Genomic DNA, 19,790 nt, shown 5'->3' with positions numbered 1-19,790 from the left:
GGATAACTATGTAAAATCAACGTTAATGTGAGTGTCCACACAAATTGCATGATAACTAATTGTTAAAGAACGTTAACTCGATGAGTTAACCGAAACAAAATCTCATTCGCTTTGTTTCGTTGCTACAAGCCTTGCCTGAAGCAGGATGCGTATAATACGCTTCCGTGTTTTAAAGTCAACGTTTATTTCTAATAAAAAAGTGTTTTTTTGAACTTTCTTTTTAGAATATTCAAAACCCTACTTTATAACGTTAAGTCAGCTATTTTGGCCTAAACCAGTGTAGTTAACTCTTTAAAACAAGCTTCTTGGGTTGCCCCGAAGAAGTGGAGCGCATTATGGCGATTTTTCAGAGCACGTCAACACTTAAATGCACTTTTATGAAATTTATTACTAGATACTAGCCCACTTGAATACAAAACACACAATTCGATGATGAATTAATCTTATTTTATATATTCATTAGCTTCAGTAAGCTCATTTATTCTATTTACACCATCAACTGTATCGGGTGATTGTTCGCTGGTGTAACGACTATCAACAAGTATTTTACACTCTATACCCGCATTACTTGCTGCTTGCATGTCAGAAATTTTGTCTCCAATAAAAATACTTTCTGCCAAATCAATATCAAATTCTTGTGTCGCCTGCATGATCATACCCGGCTCTGGCTTACGGCACTCGCACGGCGTAACAAATTCATTAACACCTTTTGATGGATGATGTGGGCAATAATAGACTTTACTAATCGCTATGCCATGCCCTGCAAAAGCAGCAACCATCCACTGTGTTAACTTTTCGAACATTGCAATATCATAAAGACCTCGAGCAATGCCTGCTTGATTAGTTATAACGATAATTTGATAACCTTTCGCGATTGCTAGTTGGCAGAGTTCAAAAATACCCTCAACAAATTCAAAATCTGCTATTTTGTGGACGTAGCCATGATCGATATTAATAATGCCGTCTCGATCGAGAAAAAGTGCTTTACTCATTTAAAATCCAAATAAATGTCTATGTTCATAAAAAAGACGAGCTTAACTCGTCCTTTTATTATCCACTCTATGTATGTTTACTTGCAACTATCTAGCTTGCAAATGCATTTACATACAAAGGCCGCCATCAATTTCAACAACGCGGCCGGTAAAAAATTCATTTTCAAAAATATAGTTAACCGTATGAGCGATTTCATCTGCTTCACCTAAACGCCCTACTGGTTTCATTTTCTCTAACCGTTCTCGCATTTCTGGTTTCATCGCTTCGGTCATTGCTGTACGTATAACACCTGGAGCAATTGCGCCAACGCGAATACCGTGACGGCCTAATTCTCTTGCCCATGTAACTGTCATGGCCACAACACCAGCTTTTGAAGCGGCATAATTAGTTTGTCCCATATTACCACCACGGGCAATTGATGACATATTAATGATAACGCCTTTGCGATTACCCTCAATCATATGTACCGCTGCTTCCCTGCCACATAAGAATACACCAGTAAGGTTGACATCAATAACAGACTGGAACTGCGCTAAAGACATTTTTTTACTAACAACACCATCTTTTGCTTTAACGAACATACCATCACGTAAGATACCTGCATTATTGATTAAACCATCGATACCAGAAAAGTCCTCATTGATTTTTGCAAATGTCACTTCTACTTCACTTTCGTTGGTTACGTTAGCTAAATAATACTTTGCTCGTGCACCAGCCTCTTCAACCATGGCAACTGTTGCTTTTAGCTGCTCTTCGTTTAAATCTATTAACGCTAATTTTGCACCTGTTTTAGCTAGACTCAATGCCATTGCGCGACCTAAGCCTTGACCGCCACCGGTGACAACAATCGTTTTATTGTTCAAATTCATTTCTAATCCTCTATATTCTATTTTATATACTTGTTGAATCCGCTACTCAACTTAAACAAGGAGTTATTTAATACTAAGCTGAGTAAGACCCATTTAATCTAATTTATTTTGCTAAACATCAACGAACTATCGGTGTAAAAAACCAGTCAATTAACTCTGTAGGAATTTCTTTAATATCGTCATATACCCATTGTGGCTTTTTGTCTTTATCAACTAATAAAGCACGCACACCTTCCAAAAACTCTTGATACTGACAACAGCGAAGGCTTAAATTTAACTCTGAAGAAAAACACTCTGCTAATGTGAAGTTCTTACTGGTCATTAATTGGCGATAGATTATCATAGCTGAAAGTGGACTGCCTTTTTTTAGTTTAGCTTGCGCTCGCTGCAACCAATCGTTATCAGTATCTAAGGTTAAAATGGCGTTATATATATCAAGGCCATTATCAAATTTAGTTAACTGTTCAATGATATCTCGATGCTGTTCAACATTAGAGGTGATTACTTTGAAATCTGCAGAACTGTGCTCTATCAAATGCTCGATTACCTTATCGAGTAAAATAAAGTTCTCTTGCTCACCCTGCCAAACTACTTCGCTTAAGCTTTGTAATAAATGCTCTTTAGAGCGGCTGCTAATGGCAATATTAGCTAAACCAATATCAAGCGCGTCTACTGCGTTGAAAATAGACCCCGTAAGTCCTAAAAATAGCCCTCTATTACTAGACATTTTATTGAGAAACCAACTTGCCCCAACATCAGGATATAAACCTATAGTGATTTCAGGCATCGCCAACAAGCTTTTTTCAGTCACAACTCTGTGGCTTGCTCCTGCAAATAAGCCAATACCACCACCCATAATATATCCATCGCCCCAAACTAGAATAGGTTTGGTAAATTCATGAATAAGTTGATCAAGTTGATACTCTTTTGAAAAGAACTCTTGGGCAAGACTTTCAGCAATAACTTTGTCACAAATAGCTGTTTCATTAGCGTCTCTTTCAGACTTCAATGCATGGACTAAACTTACCACATCACCACCTGCGCAAAACGCTTTATCACCCGCTCCTTGTAAAATTACCATTGCGATTTCATCATCACTTTGCCAAGTCAGTAATTGCTTGAACAATAATTCAATCATAACCAAACTAAGTGCATTGAGAGATTGTGGAGAATTTAACTCAGCAATGGCTATTTTTTTATTATTACCAGCAGCAAGTTTACTAAAATTTACAGGCGACATAATTACTCTTTATTCAAATATTACTTATCTAAACTTACATCTATTTCAACAACAGTTCGACCTGTGACGCTACCATCAACATAAGCATCAAAAGCATTAGGTAAATCGGCGAACTTAATTGTTGTTGGTGAAATCACTGCCAACTTGCTAGGCTTAAGATCACTAGCTAAGCGTTTCCAGCCTTGCTCTCGCACGGATAATGGCATTTCAACTGAGTTAATACCCAATAGGCTAACGCCACGTAAAATAAATGGCATCACGGTAGATTCGAGTTTAAAGCCACCTGCTAAGCCTATTGAAGCGATATTACCCCACACGTTTGTGGTGCGAGTTAACCATGCTAGTGTATCACCACCAACATTATCAACAGCGCCGCCCCACTGAGCACTTTCTAGCGGTTTTGAGCCCATATCGATATCATGACGATTTATTAATTGACTAGCACCTAGCTCTTTTAAGTAAACTTCTTGTTCTGTTTTTCCAGTAAAGGCAATAACTTCGTAGCCGATATTAGATAACATATTGATGGCAAAACTACCGACACCACCTGTAGCGCCTGTAACAACAATAGGTCCTCGCTCAGGAACTTGGCCATTATCTTCCATACGTTGAATGGCAATAGCAGCAGTGTAACCGGCTGTACCTAACGCCATAACGTCACGCAAACTCATACCATCAGGTAAATTCACCACAGAGTCTGCTTTAACACGAGCATATTCTGTGTAACCACCGTCATATAGCTCAGACAATTGCGCACCACAAACCAGTACTTTATCACCTGATTGAAAGCAAGAATCTTCTGAACTTACCACTACGCCAGATAAATCAATACCACCAACTAACGGATAAGTTCTCAGTATTCGACCTTTACCTGTCGCAGCAAGTGCATCTTTATAGTTAATATCTGAATAAGCCACTTTAATAACGACTTCACCTGCCGTTAAATCATCTAGGCCTATTTGTTCAAAGCCACTGCTAATGGTTTTATCATTTTTATGAATTCGAAATGCGGTAAACTTTTCAGGAACTGTTGACATGTTATGACCCTATCTATTGATAATTTATCGACTGACATATTCAGTAATTAAAGTAGCTTTAATAACTTTTTTACTACCCCATAACTAAAATAACAGCAAAGAATAATGTAGCCACTAGCATTTAGAAAATAACATGCTCGTGCAATTAGACATTAGTCCCGCTGTTTGATACCCGTACTACTTTATATCACTGCCGTAAAGATACTAATGATTATAATTAAATAGACCTTCCGGCATTGCCATCAAGGTTTTGCTACCTGCTTCAATTGACTTTATATGACTGTCAATTTTAGGTAATAAGCGCTCAATGAAAAATGCACCAACATACATTTTTGCTTGGTAGAACTCATCACTCAGTTGCGACACTGACTTTTCAGCCATCATCGCCCACATATAGGCATAACTAACCAAGCCAAAGGCAGCTAAATAATCAGTTGCTGATGCGCCGACCATGTCTTTATCATTACTTTGCTCGGCAATAATTAAATCAGTAACCGCTTTTAATTTTTCTAGCGACTCATTTAACGGGTTAAGGTAAGGCAATAGTGCTTGATTACTATTATTTGCATTAACAAAAGCATTTATTTCAGCAAAGTAACTTTCAAGAAACTGCCCTTTATTGGCAACAACTTTACGACCAAGTAAATCAAGAGCTTGAATACCGTTGGTACCTTCATAAATTTGCGCAATACGTACATCACGAACCAATTGTTCTTGGCCCCATTCACGCACATAACCATGACCACCAAAAACCATCTGCCCTAGATTACAGCTTTCATAAGCCATATCAGTCATAAATGCTTTTGCAACGGGTGTTAATAATGCCACCAATTGCTCAGCTTGCTGTTTATCTTCTTGGTTCTCAGAAAACTTAACAATGTCTAATTGCTTGGCAACGTAGGTAGAAAAACAACGCCCGCCTTCATTGTAAGCACGCATAGTTAACAGCATTTTACGCACATCAGGATGTACGATAATTGAGTCAGCTTTTTTATCAGGTGATTTTTTACCGGTAGCACTTCGGCCTTGAATACGTTCAATGGCATATTCTGCAGCTTGTTGGTATGACGTTTCAGCAGCACCAACGCCCTGAATTCCCATACCTAAACGTTCATAGTTCATCATAGTGAACATGTAGTTTAAGCCTTTGTTTTCTTCGCCAACTAAATAGCCTTTAGCGCCGTCAAAATTCATCACACAAGTTGCTGAGCCTTTAATGCCCATTTTGTGTTCAATTGAACCACAACCAACGGTGTTTCTAGCGCCTAAACTGCCATCTTCGTTCAATAAAAACTTAGGTACCACAAACATTGAGATACCACGAGGTCCTTCTGGCGCACCCGGTATTTTAGCTAGCACTAAGTGAATAATATTCTCGGTTAAATCTTGCTCGCCACCAGTAATAAATATTTTAGTACCGGAAACAGCAAAGCTACCATCGTTTTTCGCTTCGGCTTTAGCCGTCATAATGCCTAAATCACTACCCGCGTGCGGCTCAGTTAAACACATAGTGCCAGCCCACTGCCCCGAATACATATTTTCTAAATAAGTTTGTTTCATTTCGGTTGAAGCATGAGCTGATAGCGCTAAACAAGCGCCAGCAGTCAACATTGGATACAAAGCAAATGAAATAGAGGCAGATTGCGTCATTTCTTCAACAAATGATTGCAACATTTTCGGCATACCCATGCCGCCATGCTCTGGCTCGCCACTTAATGCGCCCCAGCCACCGTCACAATAAAGCTGATAAGCTTTAGAAAAGCCATCAGGTGTTGTTACTTCGCCATTAGTCCAAGTTGCACCTTGTTCATCACTATTACGATTTAACGGCGCGATAACTTCAGAGGTTAACTTTGCCCCTTCAGACAAAATAGCATCAGCGGTATCTTTATCAATCATGTCTGCAACGGCAGGCATGGTTGCCCACAATTGCTCAGCATTAAAAACTTCATGTAATAAGAACTGCATATCGCGCATTGGCGCTTGATAATTACTCATAGTTAGTACTAATCCCCTTACATGTTACGGCGGTATTGACCACCGGCGTCAAATAGTGAATTAACAATTTGACCTAAAGAACAAACCTTACAAGCGTCCATCATCAATTCGAAAATATTCTCATGATTTATTGCTGCTGTTTGTAAGCGTTTTAATAATTCTTTCACTTCAACTTCATTAGCTTTATTTAAGCTAGCAAGCATATCAATTTGATAAGTTTTTTCTTCCTCAGTTGCACGAATAACTTCATCAGGTACAACTGTTGGTGAGCCCGTTGAACTTAAGAAGGTATTAACACCAATAATTGGGAATTCACCTGAGTGTTTCAAATGCTCGTAGTGCATACTTTCTTCTTGAATTTTACCACGTTGGTACATGGTTTCCATTGCACCAAGTACGCCACCACGCTCATTGATTCGGTCAAACTCCGTTAATACGGCTTCTTCAACTAAATCAGTGAGTTCTTCAATAATGAAGGCACCTTGAATTGGGTTTTCATTTTTCGATAAACCTAATTCACGGTTAATAATTAATTGAATTGCCATCGCACGGCGCACACTGTCTTCGGTTGGCGTGGTGATCGCTTCATCATAGGCATTAGTATGCAATGAATTACAGTTATCATTGATAGCGTAAAGTGCTTGTAACGTAGTACGAATATCGTTGAAATCAATTTCCTGCGCATGCAAAGAGCGCCCAGACGTTTGGATATGATATTTCAACATTTGCGCACGCGCATTAGCGCCATACTTATTCTTCATCGCTTTTGACCAAATACGACGAGCAACACGGCCAATTACCGCATACTCTGGATCAATACCATTTGAGAAGAAGAATGATAAGTTAGGACCAAACTCATTGATGTCCATGCCACGGCTTAAGTAGTACTCAACAAAGGTAAAGCCGTTCGCTAAAGTTAATGCTAATTGGGTGATTGGGTTAGCACCTGCTTCTGCAATATGGTAACCAGAAATAGACACTGAATAGAAGTTACGAACACCTTTTTCGATAAAGTATTCTTGTACATCGCCCATTAAACGAAGGGCAAATTCAGTTGAGAAAATACAGGTGTTTTGCGCTTGGTCTTCTTTAAGAATATCAGCTTGAACCGTACCACGTACTAAGGTTAATGTGCGGGCTTTAATTTCTTCATAAACCGCTGGTGGCAATACTTGATCACCAGTAACACCTAAAAGCATTAAACCTAAGCCGTCATTACCTTCTGGTAATTCACCTTGGTAACTTGGGCGTTCGCAACCTTTGTCTTTATAAATCTTTTTAATGGTCGCGTTAACTTCTTTTTCTAAGCCATTTTCAGTGATAAAGCGCTCACATTGTTGATCAATTGCCGCGTTTAAGAAAAAGCCTAGTAACATTGGCGCTGGGCCATTAATCGTCATTGAAACAGATGTCATAGCATGTGCTAAATCAAAACCTGAATAAAGTTTCTTGGCATCATCTAAACAACAAATAGAAACGCCAGCATTACCAATTTTACCGTAAATATCAGGACGTATGGCTGGATCATTACCGTATAAGGTTACTGAATCGAATGCTGTTGATAAGCGTTTCGCTGGCATGCCTTTAGACACATAATGGAAACGACGGTTAGTACGTTCTGGGCCACCTTCACCTGCGAACATACGTGTTGGATCTTCACCTTCTCGTTTGAACGGGAATAAACCTGCAGTGTATGGGAATTCACCGGGTACGTTTTCTTGCAAATTCCATTTTAAAATATCGCCCCAACCTTGGTATTTAGGCATACTAATTTTTGGAATGTCACTACCTGACAACGATACTGAATGGGTTTCTATTGATAACTCTTTGTTACGGACTTTAAACTTGAATTCAGGATTTTTATAGCGCTGAACTTTAGTTGCCCAATCTTCAATTAATAGTTTGTTTTTCGGGTCTAAATCTAATTCAACTTGACTATATAAGGCTTCCAACTGCATCACTAAACCTGATGATGCTTCAGAGTCAGTTTCTTTCGCTGTTTCAATCGCCTTATGAATACCATAAAGTTTCTGTGCCACTTTAGCTTGTTTTTCTACCCAAGCATCATAGCCACGGTTATTTTCTGAAATTTCAGATAAATAACGAATGCGCGCGCCGGGAATAACACTGCTCTTATTAGCTAAGGTTCCGTCAACAGATAACACGTCACCAACAACTAAGCCTGCTTTGTTATTCAACTCAGTGATCACGGCATTGTATAATTCGGTCATGCCACGGTCATTAAATTGCGATGCAATAGTACCGTATACTGGTACTTCATCATCGCCAGCTTCAAACATGCCACGGTTACGTTTATATTGTTTTTTCACGTCACGCAACGCATCTAACGCGCCACGTTTATCAAATTTGTTTAGTGCTATAATATCAGCAAAATCAAGCATATCGATTTTTTCTAGCTGAGTAGCCGCGCCATATTCAGGTGTCATTACATATAAAGAAACATCTGAATGTTCTTCAATTTCTGTGTCTGATTGGCCAATACCTGAAGTTTCTAGAATGATCAGATCAAAATCTGTCGCTTTTAGAATATCTAAGGTGTCATTTACATAAACAGATAACGCTAAGTTTGATTGGCGAGTTGCTAATGAACGCATATAAACACGATCATTGTTTACCGCGTTCATTCGAATACGGTCACCAAGCAGTGCGCCACCAGTTTTACGTTTTGACGGGTCAACCGAAACAATCGCTATTTTGCTATCATCTGTTGCCATTAAAAAGCGGCGAATTAATTCATCAACAAGTGAAGATTTACCCGCACCACCGGTACCGGTAATACCTAGTACAGGGGTTTTACTTACCGCCGATATTTTACGAATTTTCTCAAGTGCTGCTTTGTTTTCTTCAGGTGCGTTTTCTGCTGCTGATATTAAACGGGCAATAGCTTGTTTTTTATCTTGTAATGGAATGCCTTTCTTCAGGTTAGCAACATCATCTTTTTTAACATTTACGCCAGTTTTAAAGTCACAACGCTCCAGCATGTCATCAATCATACCCAACAAACCAAGTTCACGGCCGTCATCAGGTGAGTAAATACGGGTGATCCCGTAGTCTTGCAGCATTTTAATTTCATCAGGCAGGATTACACCACCACCACCGCCAACAATACGAATATGCTCACAACCACGTTCTTTTAAAAGGTCGTACATATATTTGAAATATTCGTTATGACCACCTTGGTATGAGGTCATGGCAATAGCGTTAGCGTCTTCTTGAATAGCGGTATTTACTACTTCTTCTACGCTACGGTCATGACCAAGATGAATAACTTCTGCACCACTTGATTGCAAAATTCGACGCATAATATTTATAGCTGCATCATGACCATCAAATAGCGATGCCGCGGTTACGATACGGATCTTATTTTTTAACTGATATCTTTCAGTATTCATCTTAAACTCTCTTAATTTGTCAAAATTGCTTTTTTATGAAGCAATATTTACCAGAACAATTGTAAATAGACGCTATAAACAAGTTACTAATGCACTAGTTTTAGTCGTAAAAATTGATAATAGAAACCTAATGATAAAATTAGACCACACTAGAAACATGATGAACATTGATTTTATTGTTAATTTGATGGACTATATTGTGATTAGACCACCAAGTAGCCTTAAACAATTACTTTAGAGAAATATGTCCAATTTCATCATGAAGAAATCACCCGACATCCGGTTATTTATTCCGGTATTCTTATTAAAGAAGCTATCAAAGCATCGTTTAACTGACGGCTTGTATCCTATTTCTTTAGGGATGACACAAGCCAATAATAACTATAAATTGCAGCAGGACAACAGCCAATGCCATACCTTAATTTACTGTGTATCTGGCTCGGGTGAATTGAATTATCAAGGTAAAATAAGAAGCATAGAACGTGGCGATCTTGTTATTATTAATCCTAATACACCTTTTACGTTTAAAATTAGTAATACTAGCAAAGTAGCTGACAATACAGTTTATTGGATTAACTTTACTGGCGATTTAGCACAAGACTTTGCCGAGCGGTTGTTGATGAAAATGGACGCGGGGGTTGCTCATGCTGGTGTATTGAATAATATTGTCAGCGATTTTGACCATTTACTCGCTTTGGGCGCTCGGGGTTACACCGCAACCAACGTAATACATGCTGTACATATATTACAGCAAGCGTTAAGTTTTTTAGCGCTGCAACTGCGTCTAACTATGTTTAACAACAGTTCAAGTTTCGACCTTGAAGCCGTAGAGGCTTTAATGCGCAATAGTTTGCATCAAGAACTGAGTTTGGACACTTTAGCTCACTACAGTCAGTTATCAAAATTTCACTTTGCGAAAAAATTTAAGGAGCTAACAGATAGTTCCCCTATTCAACACTTTATTAATATGAAAATTCAGCATGCCTGTTCACAACTAGATAATAGCGATATCGCGATAAAAGACATTGCCAACGGCCTTGGCTATAGCGATCCCTATTACTTTTCACGACTGTTCAAAAAATTAGTCGGTATTTCCCCAAAGCAATATCGAGATTCTCGCCATAGTTCCAATGTTTTTTTCGATAATGGAACAAGCAGAGTATAGAATGGCTAGCGGTAATTCCCTATAAGGTAGTTAACCAAATTTCACTCCTTTACAAATAACTTCAATACCAAGTAACGATCATGCTTTGGGCTTTATTATCGGCTAATTTTGCCAGATTAATTAAATTTTTATGATAAAAAAATGACATCTCACGCTATAAATTTGACTTAAACTATTTTGTTTTCATGCCATTGCTAGTGTTTATTATTATCTGTATTACACTGAATAATAAGACTTAACTAATCAATCAAAATAATATGAACGAATTTATTTTTAAAGACGAAGACGAGACTGAGGTTGAAACTAATCATAAAAATCAAAAACTATGGCGAATATTAATCATAGATGATGATGAGTCAGTGCACCAAGTCACGAAATTGGTACTCTCTGGTGTTGAAATTGAACACCGGCAATTAGATATTACTTCTGCTTATAGTAGTGCAGAAGCGAAATCTATTTTGCAAAATGATGACACCTTTTGTATGGCGTTTGTCGATGTCGTAATGGAAACTGACTCCGCTGGTTTAGAGCTAGTGAAATGGATAAGGGAAGTTCATAAAAATCAAGCTATCCGTTTAGTATTACGAACGGGCCAGCCAGGTAGTGCACCAGAAGCTAAAGTAATAAAAGAATTTGACATAAATGATTATAAAGAAAAAACAGAACTGACTGCCAATAAGATGCTTACCACCGTGTACGCTAGTATTCGTGCATATCGCGACATTATAACAATTAAACATAGTCTTGATGCATTTAAAAAGCTGATTGAAGCCACTCATGATCTGTTAAAAATGGATCAACTTAAGTCTTTTGGCTCAGCTGCATTAAACCATTTACTCACCCTAATGAATGTTGATAGCTCAGCTCTATATATCGCAAGAACCCAAACAGACTTCGCTAAAGTATCGACCAGTTCAATCCTTGCCTGCACAGGTAAATACGTTTGTGAGTCTGACTCTTTGGAGCTGTCTAATATAGATCTGAAAGTAAAAAAAATAATACAGCAAGTATTTTTAGATAAAAAACATTATAACGATAACTCTTGTTTTGTTGGCTACTATAAAGCTTCAATGAATTCATCATCAGTACTTTATATTGAGTTTGAAGATGACAACGAACATTTTAAAGCAAGCTTAGCTGAATTATTTGCGACTAACGTTGCCTTAATTTTGGAGAGCTTAATTAAACAGCAAGAAATAGAAAGAACTCAAAGAGAGTTACTCTTTGTTGTTGGTGAAGCTGTAGAAGCGAGAAGCAAAGAAACGGGTGCACACGTCAAACGTGTCGCTATTATTTGTGAACTAATAGCTCAAAAATTAGGACTTGAAGAAAGCTATATTAATGCTCTACGTTTAGCAGCTCCACTGCATGATTTAGGAAAAATAGCTGTGCCTGAAGCAATCTTGCATAAGCCAGGAAAGCTTGAAGGGCAAGATTGGAAGATAATGCAATCTCATGCTCAAATTGGCGGTGAAATACTGAATAAGTCAAATGTTAGTGTTTCAAAATTAGCTGCTAGATTGGCACATTACCACCATGAAAATTGGGATGGAAGTGGCTATCCTGATGGGCTCGTTGGTGAAAAAATTCCATTAGAGGCTCGTATAATGGCGGTAGCAGACGTATTTGATGCACTAGGTTCTAAACGTTGTTATAAAGAAAAGTGGTCTAATGAAGAAATTAGAACTTTTTTAATCAATGAGAAAGAGAAAAAATTTGAAACTAGAATTGTTGATATTGTCATTGATAATTTTGATGAATTTTTAGCTATTAGAGAGCAATTTCCTGATGACTGTGTCTAAATAGCATCGTTATTATGCTACAGAGTGTAGTTTTAACCACTAAAGATTACATTAACTATATTCAAAATTTTTCTTTAACTTTGCTTTGTACCTATTAAAGCACAAGCCAAAATATTCATAAGATGCTCTCGGACCACTCCCCCCCCCTGATCATGCTTGTAAATAACAATATGACATTTCAACAGTTACTGTCGTGCTTCAGTGCCATCAAGGCATAAAAAGTAAGAGCATTTTAAAAATGCGCTTACTGTATTGTCAGCGACCAACTACCGTTATATGTTCGATCATTAAAGGTAGATGATGAGTTTGACGCGACAGTTCTATTGACTCTAACTAAACGAGTTCCATTTGTTTTAAATTGCGATGTTATTTCACTTTCTGCTTTCATTGAGAAAAAAACGTAAGCGCTGCCTTTGCCTGAATAGCTCATTCTAGTTTCAATTGGAATACCTTTAGCATTGATCAAAACTTTATAACTACCATCAAACTTACTGACATAACTTCTAATTTTTTTGTCATCGATAAAGCTCTCTAAAGGTAGTTTGAAATCAAGTACTCTTATTTGACTGCCCTGATAATCAATTTTCTCTTCACTTTCAAACTCGCCTTGTTCGATATAGTCTAAGATGCTCTGTGCCGATGAAAGAATCGGAATTAGAGATGACGCTGATAATATTTCTGCTCCATTTAATGCTGGCGTGTCAGCTTCTTCATTAGTCAATTTCATACGATTTTCTTGAGCTATCTTTACCAACACATCTTTCGAATAGCTAATATCTAAACCATCGAGACTTTCAGAAAGCCTCGATTGTATTTCTCCTGTTTTAAGCTTTTTATCTTTTCCTTCTCCTCTAGTTTCAGAAAAAGAAACCTTCAATACACCTGATACGGGTTCACTGCCATTTAACTTAACTAATGCTTGCTGTAAATCCGTCAAGCTATCAGCCCAAACATTCTGCGTAAAAGCAAATGCTACAAGTCCAAATGCAATAGGTTGAATATTTTTCAAAATCATAAATTACCTGTTTATTGTTTTATTTTTAAATTTAGGGAATTAAAAGTAGTTATACCTAATACTTGAATAGTGTTTCAATACTTACTTATAATATTAATGTTACTAAGTATTTCTTTTTATTCATAGGTTAATAAATACTTTAAAGATATTATTTAGAGATCAAAAAAGCCCACCTTAAGTGGGCTTTATGCAATTTAGCTTAAACTATACAGAGTTAAGCTTAGCTAATTACATCATTTCAACCGCAATAGCCGTTGCTTCACCACCACCAATACATAAAGAAGCAAGACCTTTACTTAAGCCTTTGTTTTTCAATGCATGAATTAATGTCACCATGATACGAGCACCACTCGCACCTAGTGGGTGACCTAGTGCACAAGCGCCACCATTAACGTTAACTTTGGCTACATCTAAATCTAATTCTTTAATTCCTAACATTGTTACCATGGCAAAGGCTTCGTTAATTTCAAATAAATCAACATCTGCAGTTGTCCAATTAGCTTTTGCTAATACTTTTTGCATAGCGCCAACCGGTGCAACGGTAAACTCTGCTGGTTTTTGTGCATGCATAGCATGTGCAACAATTTTACATAATGGCGTTAAACCACGTTTTTGTGCTTCCGATAATTTCATCATCACAAGTGCCGCTGCACCATCAGAAATTGAACTAGAGTTAGCTGCTGTAATCGTACCGTCTTTTTTAAATGCTGGACGTAGGCTAGGAATTTTATCTGGACGTGCATTTCCTGGCTGTTCATCAATATCAAAAACTGAATCGCCGCGACGAGATTTAATCGTTACTGGCGTGATTTCATTGGTAAACGAGCCATCAGCAATGGCTGCATTCGCACGTGCTAAAGAGCGAATCGCGTAAGCGTCCATATCTTCACGTGTAAACGCTGATTCATCAGCTGTTTCTTGTGCAAAACAACCCATAGCAATACCGTCATAAGCATTTTCTAAACCATCAGTCATCATGTGATCAAGTACTTGACCGTGACCCATTTTAATACCTGAACGCCCTTTAGGTAATAAGTGCGGTGCATTAGTCATACTTTCCATGCCGCCAGCAATAGCAACATCAATTGAATCGGCTAATAAAGCATCATGTGCTTGCATTGCCGCTTTCATACCTGAGCCACATACTTTGTTAATGGTTGTACATGCCGTTGCAAGGTCTAAGTCAGCTTCTAATGCGGCTTGACGTGCAGGTGCTTGCTTCAAACCAGCAGGAAGTACACAGCCCATGATTACTTCATCAACCTGGTCATTTGATAAATTAGCCGCTTGCATTGCACCACGAATAGCAGTTGCACCTAAAGTGGTAGCACTAACTGCTGATAAACCGCCCATAAAACCACCCATAGGGGTACGTTTGGCAGCAACAATAACGATAGGATCTTGAGTAGACATAAGGCTCTCCGATAAAGTGTTGTTAGACATTATTCGACAAATACCTACTGAATATAGACATTAATCGATAAGAATTGCGCAACAGATTACCCCATATTTACCTTTACGCCAACGTAAACTTTATGGTTCTTTAGTCTGACAAATGCCAATAATGGCTAAATTGACAATCATTCTTTACAGTAACTTTTCATATTTAAATGCAGTTATTGCCAATAATTTTGGAAAATAGTTGTGAAGAATAAAACAGCTGATTAGTGTCAATAACATCCTATTTACATTCCGAGACACTTACACTTTACGTTAACGTAAACTTGCTGTAAGGTAACCATCAGATAAAGTAATGCGAGTTAACTGTGAGCACAAGAATGAGCGATAAGAATCAAGTCACCTTTTCGATTGGCGAATTAGCCCGAGAATTTGACATCACTACTCGAAGTATTCGTTTTTATGAAGACCAAGGGTTGATACTCCCTACTCGCAAGGGACAAACAAGAATATACAACCAAAGAGACAGAGTTCGACTAAAGTTAATTCTACGCGGTAAACGCCTCGGCTTTTCGTTAGCAGAAACTGGCCGTTTATTTGAGCTTTACGACGCTGATAAGTCAAGCGCAACGCAGTTAAAAACCATAATGGATTTAATTGCCAATAAGAAAAATGATTTAACCCAGCAATTAGAAGATATTAATGCCGTATTGATCGAGTTAAATGGTTTGGAAAGTAATTGCCAAGACGCATTAGCTTCCATTGATAAATAACGACCGATAGATACAGCATATGCATGATAAATGCAGCAACATGACAACTAAAAGTAAGCGTTAACGCCGCAAACAGTTTGATGCGTTAATACGACAACCAATTATTAAAGGTACTACTATGATTTCTACTTTCTCATCTATGAATTTTAACTTGGGTGAAACCGTTGACATGATCCGTGACACGGTTAACGCGTTCTCTCGTGATGAAATTGCTCCTCGTGCAGCACAAATAGATATTGATAACGAATTTCCTAACGACCTATGGCGTAAGTTTGGCGATTTAGGTTTACTAGGCATGACCGTTGACGAAGAATACGGTGGCTCTGGTTTAGGTTATTTAGAACACATGGTAGCCATGCAAGAGATTTCACGTGCTTCTGCCTCTGTAGGGTTAAGCTACGGTGCTATGTCGAACTTATGTTTAAACCAATTAAACAAAAATGGTAGCCATGAACAAAAAGCTAAATATTTACCAAAGCTTTGTAGTGGTGAACATATTGGTGCATTGGCGATGTCTGAGCCAAATGCTGGTTCTGACGTAGTAAGTATGAAACTCTCAGCTAAAAAAGTCGCTGGTGAAAATGGCGATAAATACATTCTTAACGGCAACAAAATGTGGATCACTAACGGTCCAGACGCTAATGTTTTTATTATCTATGCAAAAACAGATACTAGCGCCGGCTCTAAAGGCATTACTGCTTTTATCGTTGAACGTGACTACCCAGGTTTTTCTCGTCATCAAAAATTAGATAAATTAGGTATGCGTGGCTCTAACACTTGTGAACTAGTATTCCAAGATTGTGAAGTGCCTGCTGAAAACATTTTAGGTGAAGAAGGCAAAGGTGTTCGCGTACTAATGTCAGGCTTAGATTACGAGCGTTTAGTATTAACCGGTGGCCCTCTAGGTATTATGGATGCTTGTATGGACTTAGTTGTGCCATATATTCACGACAGAAAACAATTTGGCCAAGCAATTGGTGAGTTTCAATTAATTCAAGGCAAAATTGCTGACATGTACACACAAATGAATGCAGCAAAATCTTATGCTTATTTATGTGCTATGGCAGCCGATCGCGGCGAAACTACACGTAAAGACGCTGCTGGTGTCATTCTTTATTCTGCTGAGCTTGCAACAAAAATGGCCTTAGATGCTATTCAGTTACTAGGCGGCAACGGCTATATCAATGAGTTCCCAGCGGGGCGTTTATTACGTGACGCTAAGTTATATGAAATTGGCGCCGGTACTTCAGAAATTCGCCGTATGTTAATAGGCCGTGAGTTGTTCAACGAATCAGTTTAATTTAACTTTGTCTCATTGCCAATGAGCGCGATTTCTTCGTCAAAATTACACACATAGGCAACTATGCTTAGTATTTTTTCCTTGAACTCGCTCCATTGGCTTCGAGAAAAGTCAAATTGTGGAAAGGTAACGACCATAAAGATTAACCTCAGTGACTATTGCTATTGAATACGATTAACACTCATGTCTCTTAACAAATGTAATGTTAATAAACCAAACAATATCAATGTGCATTGTTAAATTACTGACACATACAGCGTCAAAACTTAACAAAAAGATCAACAACTAAAAGGTTATACCGTGGCTAAGATAATATCGAAAATCAATCCCCGCAGCCCTGAATTCATCGAAAATGCCGAGCATATGCAACTGCAAGTTGATGACTTAAAAGTAAAGTTAGAAGAAATTAAACTCGGTGGTGGCGAACGAAGTCGTGAACGTCATTTATCTCGCGGAAAATTATTGCCTAGAGATCGTGTTTACGCACTACTCGACCCAGGTTCAGCCTTTCTAGAATTATCACAATTAGCCGCTTATGAAGTTTATGACGATAACGTGCCTGCTGCAGGTATCATTACCGGCATTGGCCGTGTTGGCGGCCAAGAATGTATTATCGTTGCCAATGATGCGACGGTAAAAGGTGGTACTTATTTCCCGCTTACGGTTAAAAAGCATTTACGCGCGCAAACTATCGCACAAGAAAACAACTTGCCTTGTATCTACTTGGTTGACTCAGGTGGCGCGAACTTGCCAAACCAAGACGATGTTTTCCCAGATAAAGAACACTTTGGTCGCATATTCTTCAACCAAGCTAGTATGTCAGCGCAAAGCATTCCGCAAATTGCTGTCGTGATGGGTTCATGTACCGCCGGTGGCGCTTATGTACCAGCAATGGCTGATGAATCAATTATCGTCAAAGAGCAAGGCACAATATTCTTAGCTGGCCCGCCATTAGTAAAAGCGGCAACAGGTGAAGTGGTGAGTGCTGAAGATTTAGGCGGTGCAGATGTGCATTGTCGTACTTCAGGCGTTGCGGATCATTACGCGCAAAACGATCATCATGCATTAGAAATCGCTCGTAGCGCTATCGGTAACTTAAACCGCGTTAAACCCGTACAGATGGCGATTAAGGAAGTGGTAGAACCGGCTTATGCTAGCGAAGAAGTTTACGGTATTGTACCAAAAGATTCTCGCCAACCATTTGATGTACGAGAAATTATCGCCCGTGTCGTTGATGGCAGCGAATTTGACGAATTTAAAGCGTTATACGGTACAACCTTAGTTTGTGGCTTTGCTCGCATCTACGGCTACCCTGTCGGCATTGTGGCGAACAACGGCATATTATTTGGTGAATCAGCGCAAAAAGGCGCTCACTTTATCGAACTTTGTGCGCAACGAAAAATTCCATTGGTGTTTTTACAAAACATTACTGGCTTTATGGTCGGTCAGCAGTATGAAGCAGGCGGTATCGCAAAACACGGTGCTAAAATGGTAACCGCTGTAGCAACCGCACAAGTACCAAAATTTACCATTTTAATTGGTGGTAGTTTTGGTGCTGGTAACTATGGTATGTGTGGCCGAGCTTACGATCCACGATTCTTATTTATGTGGCCAAACTCACGTATTTCAGTGATGGGCGGCGAACAAGCCGCAGGTGTACTTGCGCAAGTAAAGCGTGATCAAAAAGAAAAACGTGGCGAGCAATGGAGCGAGCAAGAAGAAGCTGACTTCAAACAGCCTATTATTGATGATTACGAGCATCAAGGTCATCCTTACTATGCTTCAGCCCGCTTATGGGATGACGGTGTAATTGACCCCGCAGATACTCGTCAAGTACTTGGCTTAGCCATTTCCGCGTCATTAAATAAACCTATTGAAGAGACCAAGTTTGGTCTGTTTAGAATGTAGGGATGAGTTGAACATGTTTAAACATAACAATATAAAAAGTCCGAGCGAACAAGTTTTGTTTGACGTTGACGGTCGTGGCGTAGCAACCGTTACTATGAATAATCCTGATAAGCACAATGCCTTTGATGACAGTATTATTTTTGCCTTAAGCCATCTATTTCATGAAATTGCTAAATGTCACGATATCAAAGTGATGATACTGGCTTCTACAGGTAAAAGTTTTTCTGCCGGGGCAGATTTAGGCTGGATGAAACGTATGGCGTCGTATTCTTATGAAGAGAATTTATCAGATGCAAACGCACTAGCACATATGTTGAAAAACCTTAATTTTTTACCACAACCGACCATCGCTAAAGTGCAAGGTGCAGCCTTTGGCGGCGCTGTTGGACTAGCAAGTTGTTGTGACATTGTACTGGCCAGTGAAAAAGCTAGCTTTTGTTTAAGTGAAGTAAAGCTCGGTTTAATACCAGCAACAATAAGTCCTTATGTTGTAAATGCCATTGGTCAAAAAGCCAGTCGCCGCTACTTTCAAACCGCTGAACGATTTTTTGCCGATAAAGCGCAGCAATTAGGTTTAGTTGATGAAATTTTACCACTAGAAGAACTAAGTGCCGCTGTTGAGAAAATGACCACAACATTACTGGCAAACGGCCCATTAGCAGTGCGCCAAGCTAAACAATTAGCCCTTGATGTTGCTTATCAGGACATCGACGAAGCACTGATTGCAATTACCAGTGAACGTATTGCTGCCATTCGAGTATCAACAGAAGGCCAAGAAGGCTTAACTGCCTTTTTTGAAAAACGCCAGCCTGCTTGGCAAGCTCCCTTACAACAAGCAGCACCGCAAAAAACATCATTAAATAAAGGCGAAGGATAAAC

General features: G+C 38.8%; 14 protein-coding genes. 6 read left to right on the top strand and 8 right to left on the bottom strand.

Annotation, left to right across the window (positions count from 1 at the left end; translation table 11 throughout):
• Window positions 1-443 precede the first annotated feature (443 nt).
• The 6 genes from gmhB to B7C41_RS15655 form a co-directional block, all read right to left on the bottom strand.
• Window positions 444-992: a D-glycero-beta-D-manno-heptose 1,7-bisphosphate 7-phosphatase gene (gmhB, locus tag B7C41_RS15680; RefSeq protein WP_085299883.1), complete on the bottom strand. Its 549-nt coding sequence runs from the start codon at window positions 990-992 to the stop codon at window positions 444-446.
• Between the two features lie 108 nt (window positions 993-1,100).
• Window positions 1,101-1,862 (bottom strand): SDR family oxidoreductase, encoded by a 762-nt coding sequence (locus B7C41_RS15675; protein ID WP_085299882.1) that lies wholly within the window; start codon window positions 1,860-1,862, stop codon window positions 1,101-1,103.
• Window positions 1,863-1,980: 118 nt separating this feature from the next.
• Complete coding sequence (locus B7C41_RS15670) at window positions 1,981-3,102, bottom strand: enoyl-CoA hydratase/isomerase family protein (RefSeq protein ID WP_085299881.1); 1,122 nt, start codon at window positions 3,100-3,102, stop codon at window positions 1,981-1,983.
• Window positions 3,103-3,122: 20 nt separating this feature from the next.
• Window positions 3,123-4,139, bottom strand: a complete 1,017-nt coding sequence (locus tag B7C41_RS15665) for an oxidoreductase (protein ID WP_085299880.1) — start codon at window positions 4,137-4,139, stop codon at window positions 3,123-3,125.
• 204 nt (window positions 4,140-4,343) lie between these two features.
• Window positions 4,344-6,137, bottom strand: coding sequence for an acyl-CoA dehydrogenase C-terminal domain-containing protein (locus B7C41_RS15660; RefSeq protein WP_085299879.1), 1,794 nt, complete (start codon window positions 6,135-6,137; stop codon window positions 4,344-4,346).
• Between the two features lie 17 nt (window positions 6,138-6,154).
• Window positions 6,155-9,550 carry a methylmalonyl-CoA mutase family protein gene (locus tag B7C41_RS15655; protein WP_085299878.1) on the bottom strand — a complete coding sequence of 1,132 codons (3,396 nt, stop codon included), beginning with the start codon at window positions 9,548-9,550 and terminating at the stop codon, window positions 6,155-6,157.
• A 244-nt stretch (window positions 9,551-9,794) separates the two neighbouring features.
• Between B7C41_RS15655 and B7C41_RS15650 the strand changes: the two genes are divergently transcribed.
• Complete coding sequence (locus tag B7C41_RS15650; RefSeq protein WP_085299877.1) at window positions 9,795-10,715, top strand: AraC family transcriptional regulator; 921 nt, start codon at window positions 9,795-9,797, stop codon at window positions 10,713-10,715.
• Window positions 10,716-10,972: 257 nt separating this feature from the next.
• Window positions 10,973-12,517, top strand: coding sequence for an HD domain-containing phosphohydrolase (locus B7C41_RS15645; RefSeq protein WP_085299876.1), 1,545 nt, complete (start codon window positions 10,973-10,975; stop codon window positions 12,515-12,517).
• A gap of 244 nt (window positions 12,518-12,761) precedes the next feature.
• On the opposite strand, the gene B7C41_RS15640 is transcribed toward B7C41_RS15645, so the two are convergent.
• Window positions 12,762-13,532, bottom strand: a complete 771-nt coding sequence (locus B7C41_RS15640; protein WP_085299875.1) for a hypothetical protein — start codon at window positions 13,530-13,532, stop codon at window positions 12,762-12,764.
• A gap of 228 nt (window positions 13,533-13,760) precedes the next feature.
• Entirely contained in the window at window positions 13,761-14,945 is a 1,185-nt protein-coding gene (locus B7C41_RS15635) for an acetyl-CoA C-acyltransferase (protein ID WP_085299874.1), read from the bottom strand.
• Window positions 14,946-15,310: 365 nt separating this feature from the next.
• Between B7C41_RS15635 and B7C41_RS15630 the strand changes: the two genes are divergently transcribed.
• The 4 genes from B7C41_RS15630 to B7C41_RS15615 all read left to right on the top strand — a co-directional run bounded on the left by B7C41_RS15630 (window position 15,311) and on the right by B7C41_RS15615 (window position 19,788).
• Window positions 15,311-15,703, top strand: coding sequence for a MerR family transcriptional regulator (locus B7C41_RS15630; RefSeq protein ID WP_085299873.1), 393 nt, complete (start codon window positions 15,311-15,313; stop codon window positions 15,701-15,703).
• Window positions 15,704-15,821: 118 nt separating this feature from the next.
• Window positions 15,822-17,003 carry an isovaleryl-CoA dehydrogenase gene (locus tag B7C41_RS15625; RefSeq protein ID WP_085299872.1) on the top strand — a complete coding sequence of 394 codons (1,182 nt, stop codon included), beginning with the start codon at window positions 15,822-15,824 and terminating at the stop codon, window positions 17,001-17,003.
• Window positions 17,004-17,303: 300 nt separating this feature from the next.
• A complete protein-coding gene (locus B7C41_RS15620) occupies window positions 17,304-18,911 on the top strand; it encodes a carboxyl transferase domain-containing protein (protein WP_085299871.1) in 1,608 nt (535 codons plus the stop codon).
• 13 nt (window positions 18,912-18,924) lie between these two features.
• Complete coding sequence (locus B7C41_RS15615; protein ID WP_085299870.1) at window positions 18,925-19,788, top strand: enoyl-CoA hydratase/isomerase family protein; 864 nt, start codon at window positions 18,925-18,927, stop codon at window positions 19,786-19,788.
• Window positions 19,789-19,790 lie beyond the last annotated feature (2 nt).

The sequence above is a fragment of the Cognaticolwellia mytili genome (assembly GCF_002104475.1).
In the GTDB taxonomy this organism is placed as follows: Bacteria; Pseudomonadota; Gammaproteobacteria; order Enterobacterales; family Alteromonadaceae; genus Cognaticolwellia; species Cognaticolwellia mytili.
This window is presented reverse-complemented; position numbering and strand designations above follow the sequence as displayed.

Bases quoted from the DNA above. Each gene is read 5' to 3' on its own strand.
- B7C41_RS15675 (WP_085299882.1), bottom strand. From the start codon at position 1,862: ATGAATTTGAACAATAAAACGATTGTTGTCACCGGTGGCGGTCAAGGC.
- B7C41_RS15630 (WP_085299873.1), top strand. From the start codon at position 15,311: ATGAGCGATAAGAATCAAGTCACCTTTTCGATTGGCGAATTAGCCCGA.
- B7C41_RS15655 (WP_085299878.1), bottom strand. From the start codon at position 9,550: ATGAATACTGAAAGATATCAGTTAAAAAATAAGATCCGTATCGTAACC.
- B7C41_RS15670 (WP_085299881.1), bottom strand. From the start codon at position 3,102: ATGTCGCCTGTAAATTTTAGTAAACTTGCTGCTGGTAATAATAAAAAA.
- B7C41_RS15660 (WP_085299879.1), bottom strand. From the start codon at position 6,137: ATGAGTAATTATCAAGCGCCAATGCGCGATATGCAGTTCTTATTACAT.
- gmhB (WP_085299883.1), bottom strand. From the start codon at position 992: ATGAGTAAAGCACTTTTTCTCGATCGAGACGGCATTATTAATATCGAT.
- B7C41_RS15635 (WP_085299874.1), bottom strand. From the start codon at position 14,945: ATGTCTACTCAAGATCCTATCGTTATTGTTGCTGCCAAACGTACCCCT.
- B7C41_RS15625 (WP_085299872.1), top strand. From the start codon at position 15,822: ATGATTTCTACTTTCTCATCTATGAATTTTAACTTGGGTGAAACCGTT.
- B7C41_RS15645 (WP_085299876.1), top strand. From the start codon at position 10,973: ATGAACGAATTTATTTTTAAAGACGAAGACGAGACTGAGGTTGAAACT.
- B7C41_RS15615 (WP_085299870.1), top strand. From the start codon at position 18,925: ATGTTTAAACATAACAATATAAAAAGTCCGAGCGAACAAGTTTTGTTT.
- B7C41_RS15650 (WP_085299877.1), top strand. From the start codon at position 9,795: ATGTCCAATTTCATCATGAAGAAATCACCCGACATCCGGTTATTTATT.
- B7C41_RS15640 (WP_085299875.1), bottom strand. From the start codon at position 13,532: ATGATTTTGAAAAATATTCAACCTATTGCATTTGGACTTGTAGCATTT.
- B7C41_RS15665 (WP_085299880.1), bottom strand. From the start codon at position 4,139: ATGTCAACAGTTCCTGAAAAGTTTACCGCATTTCGAATTCATAAAAAT.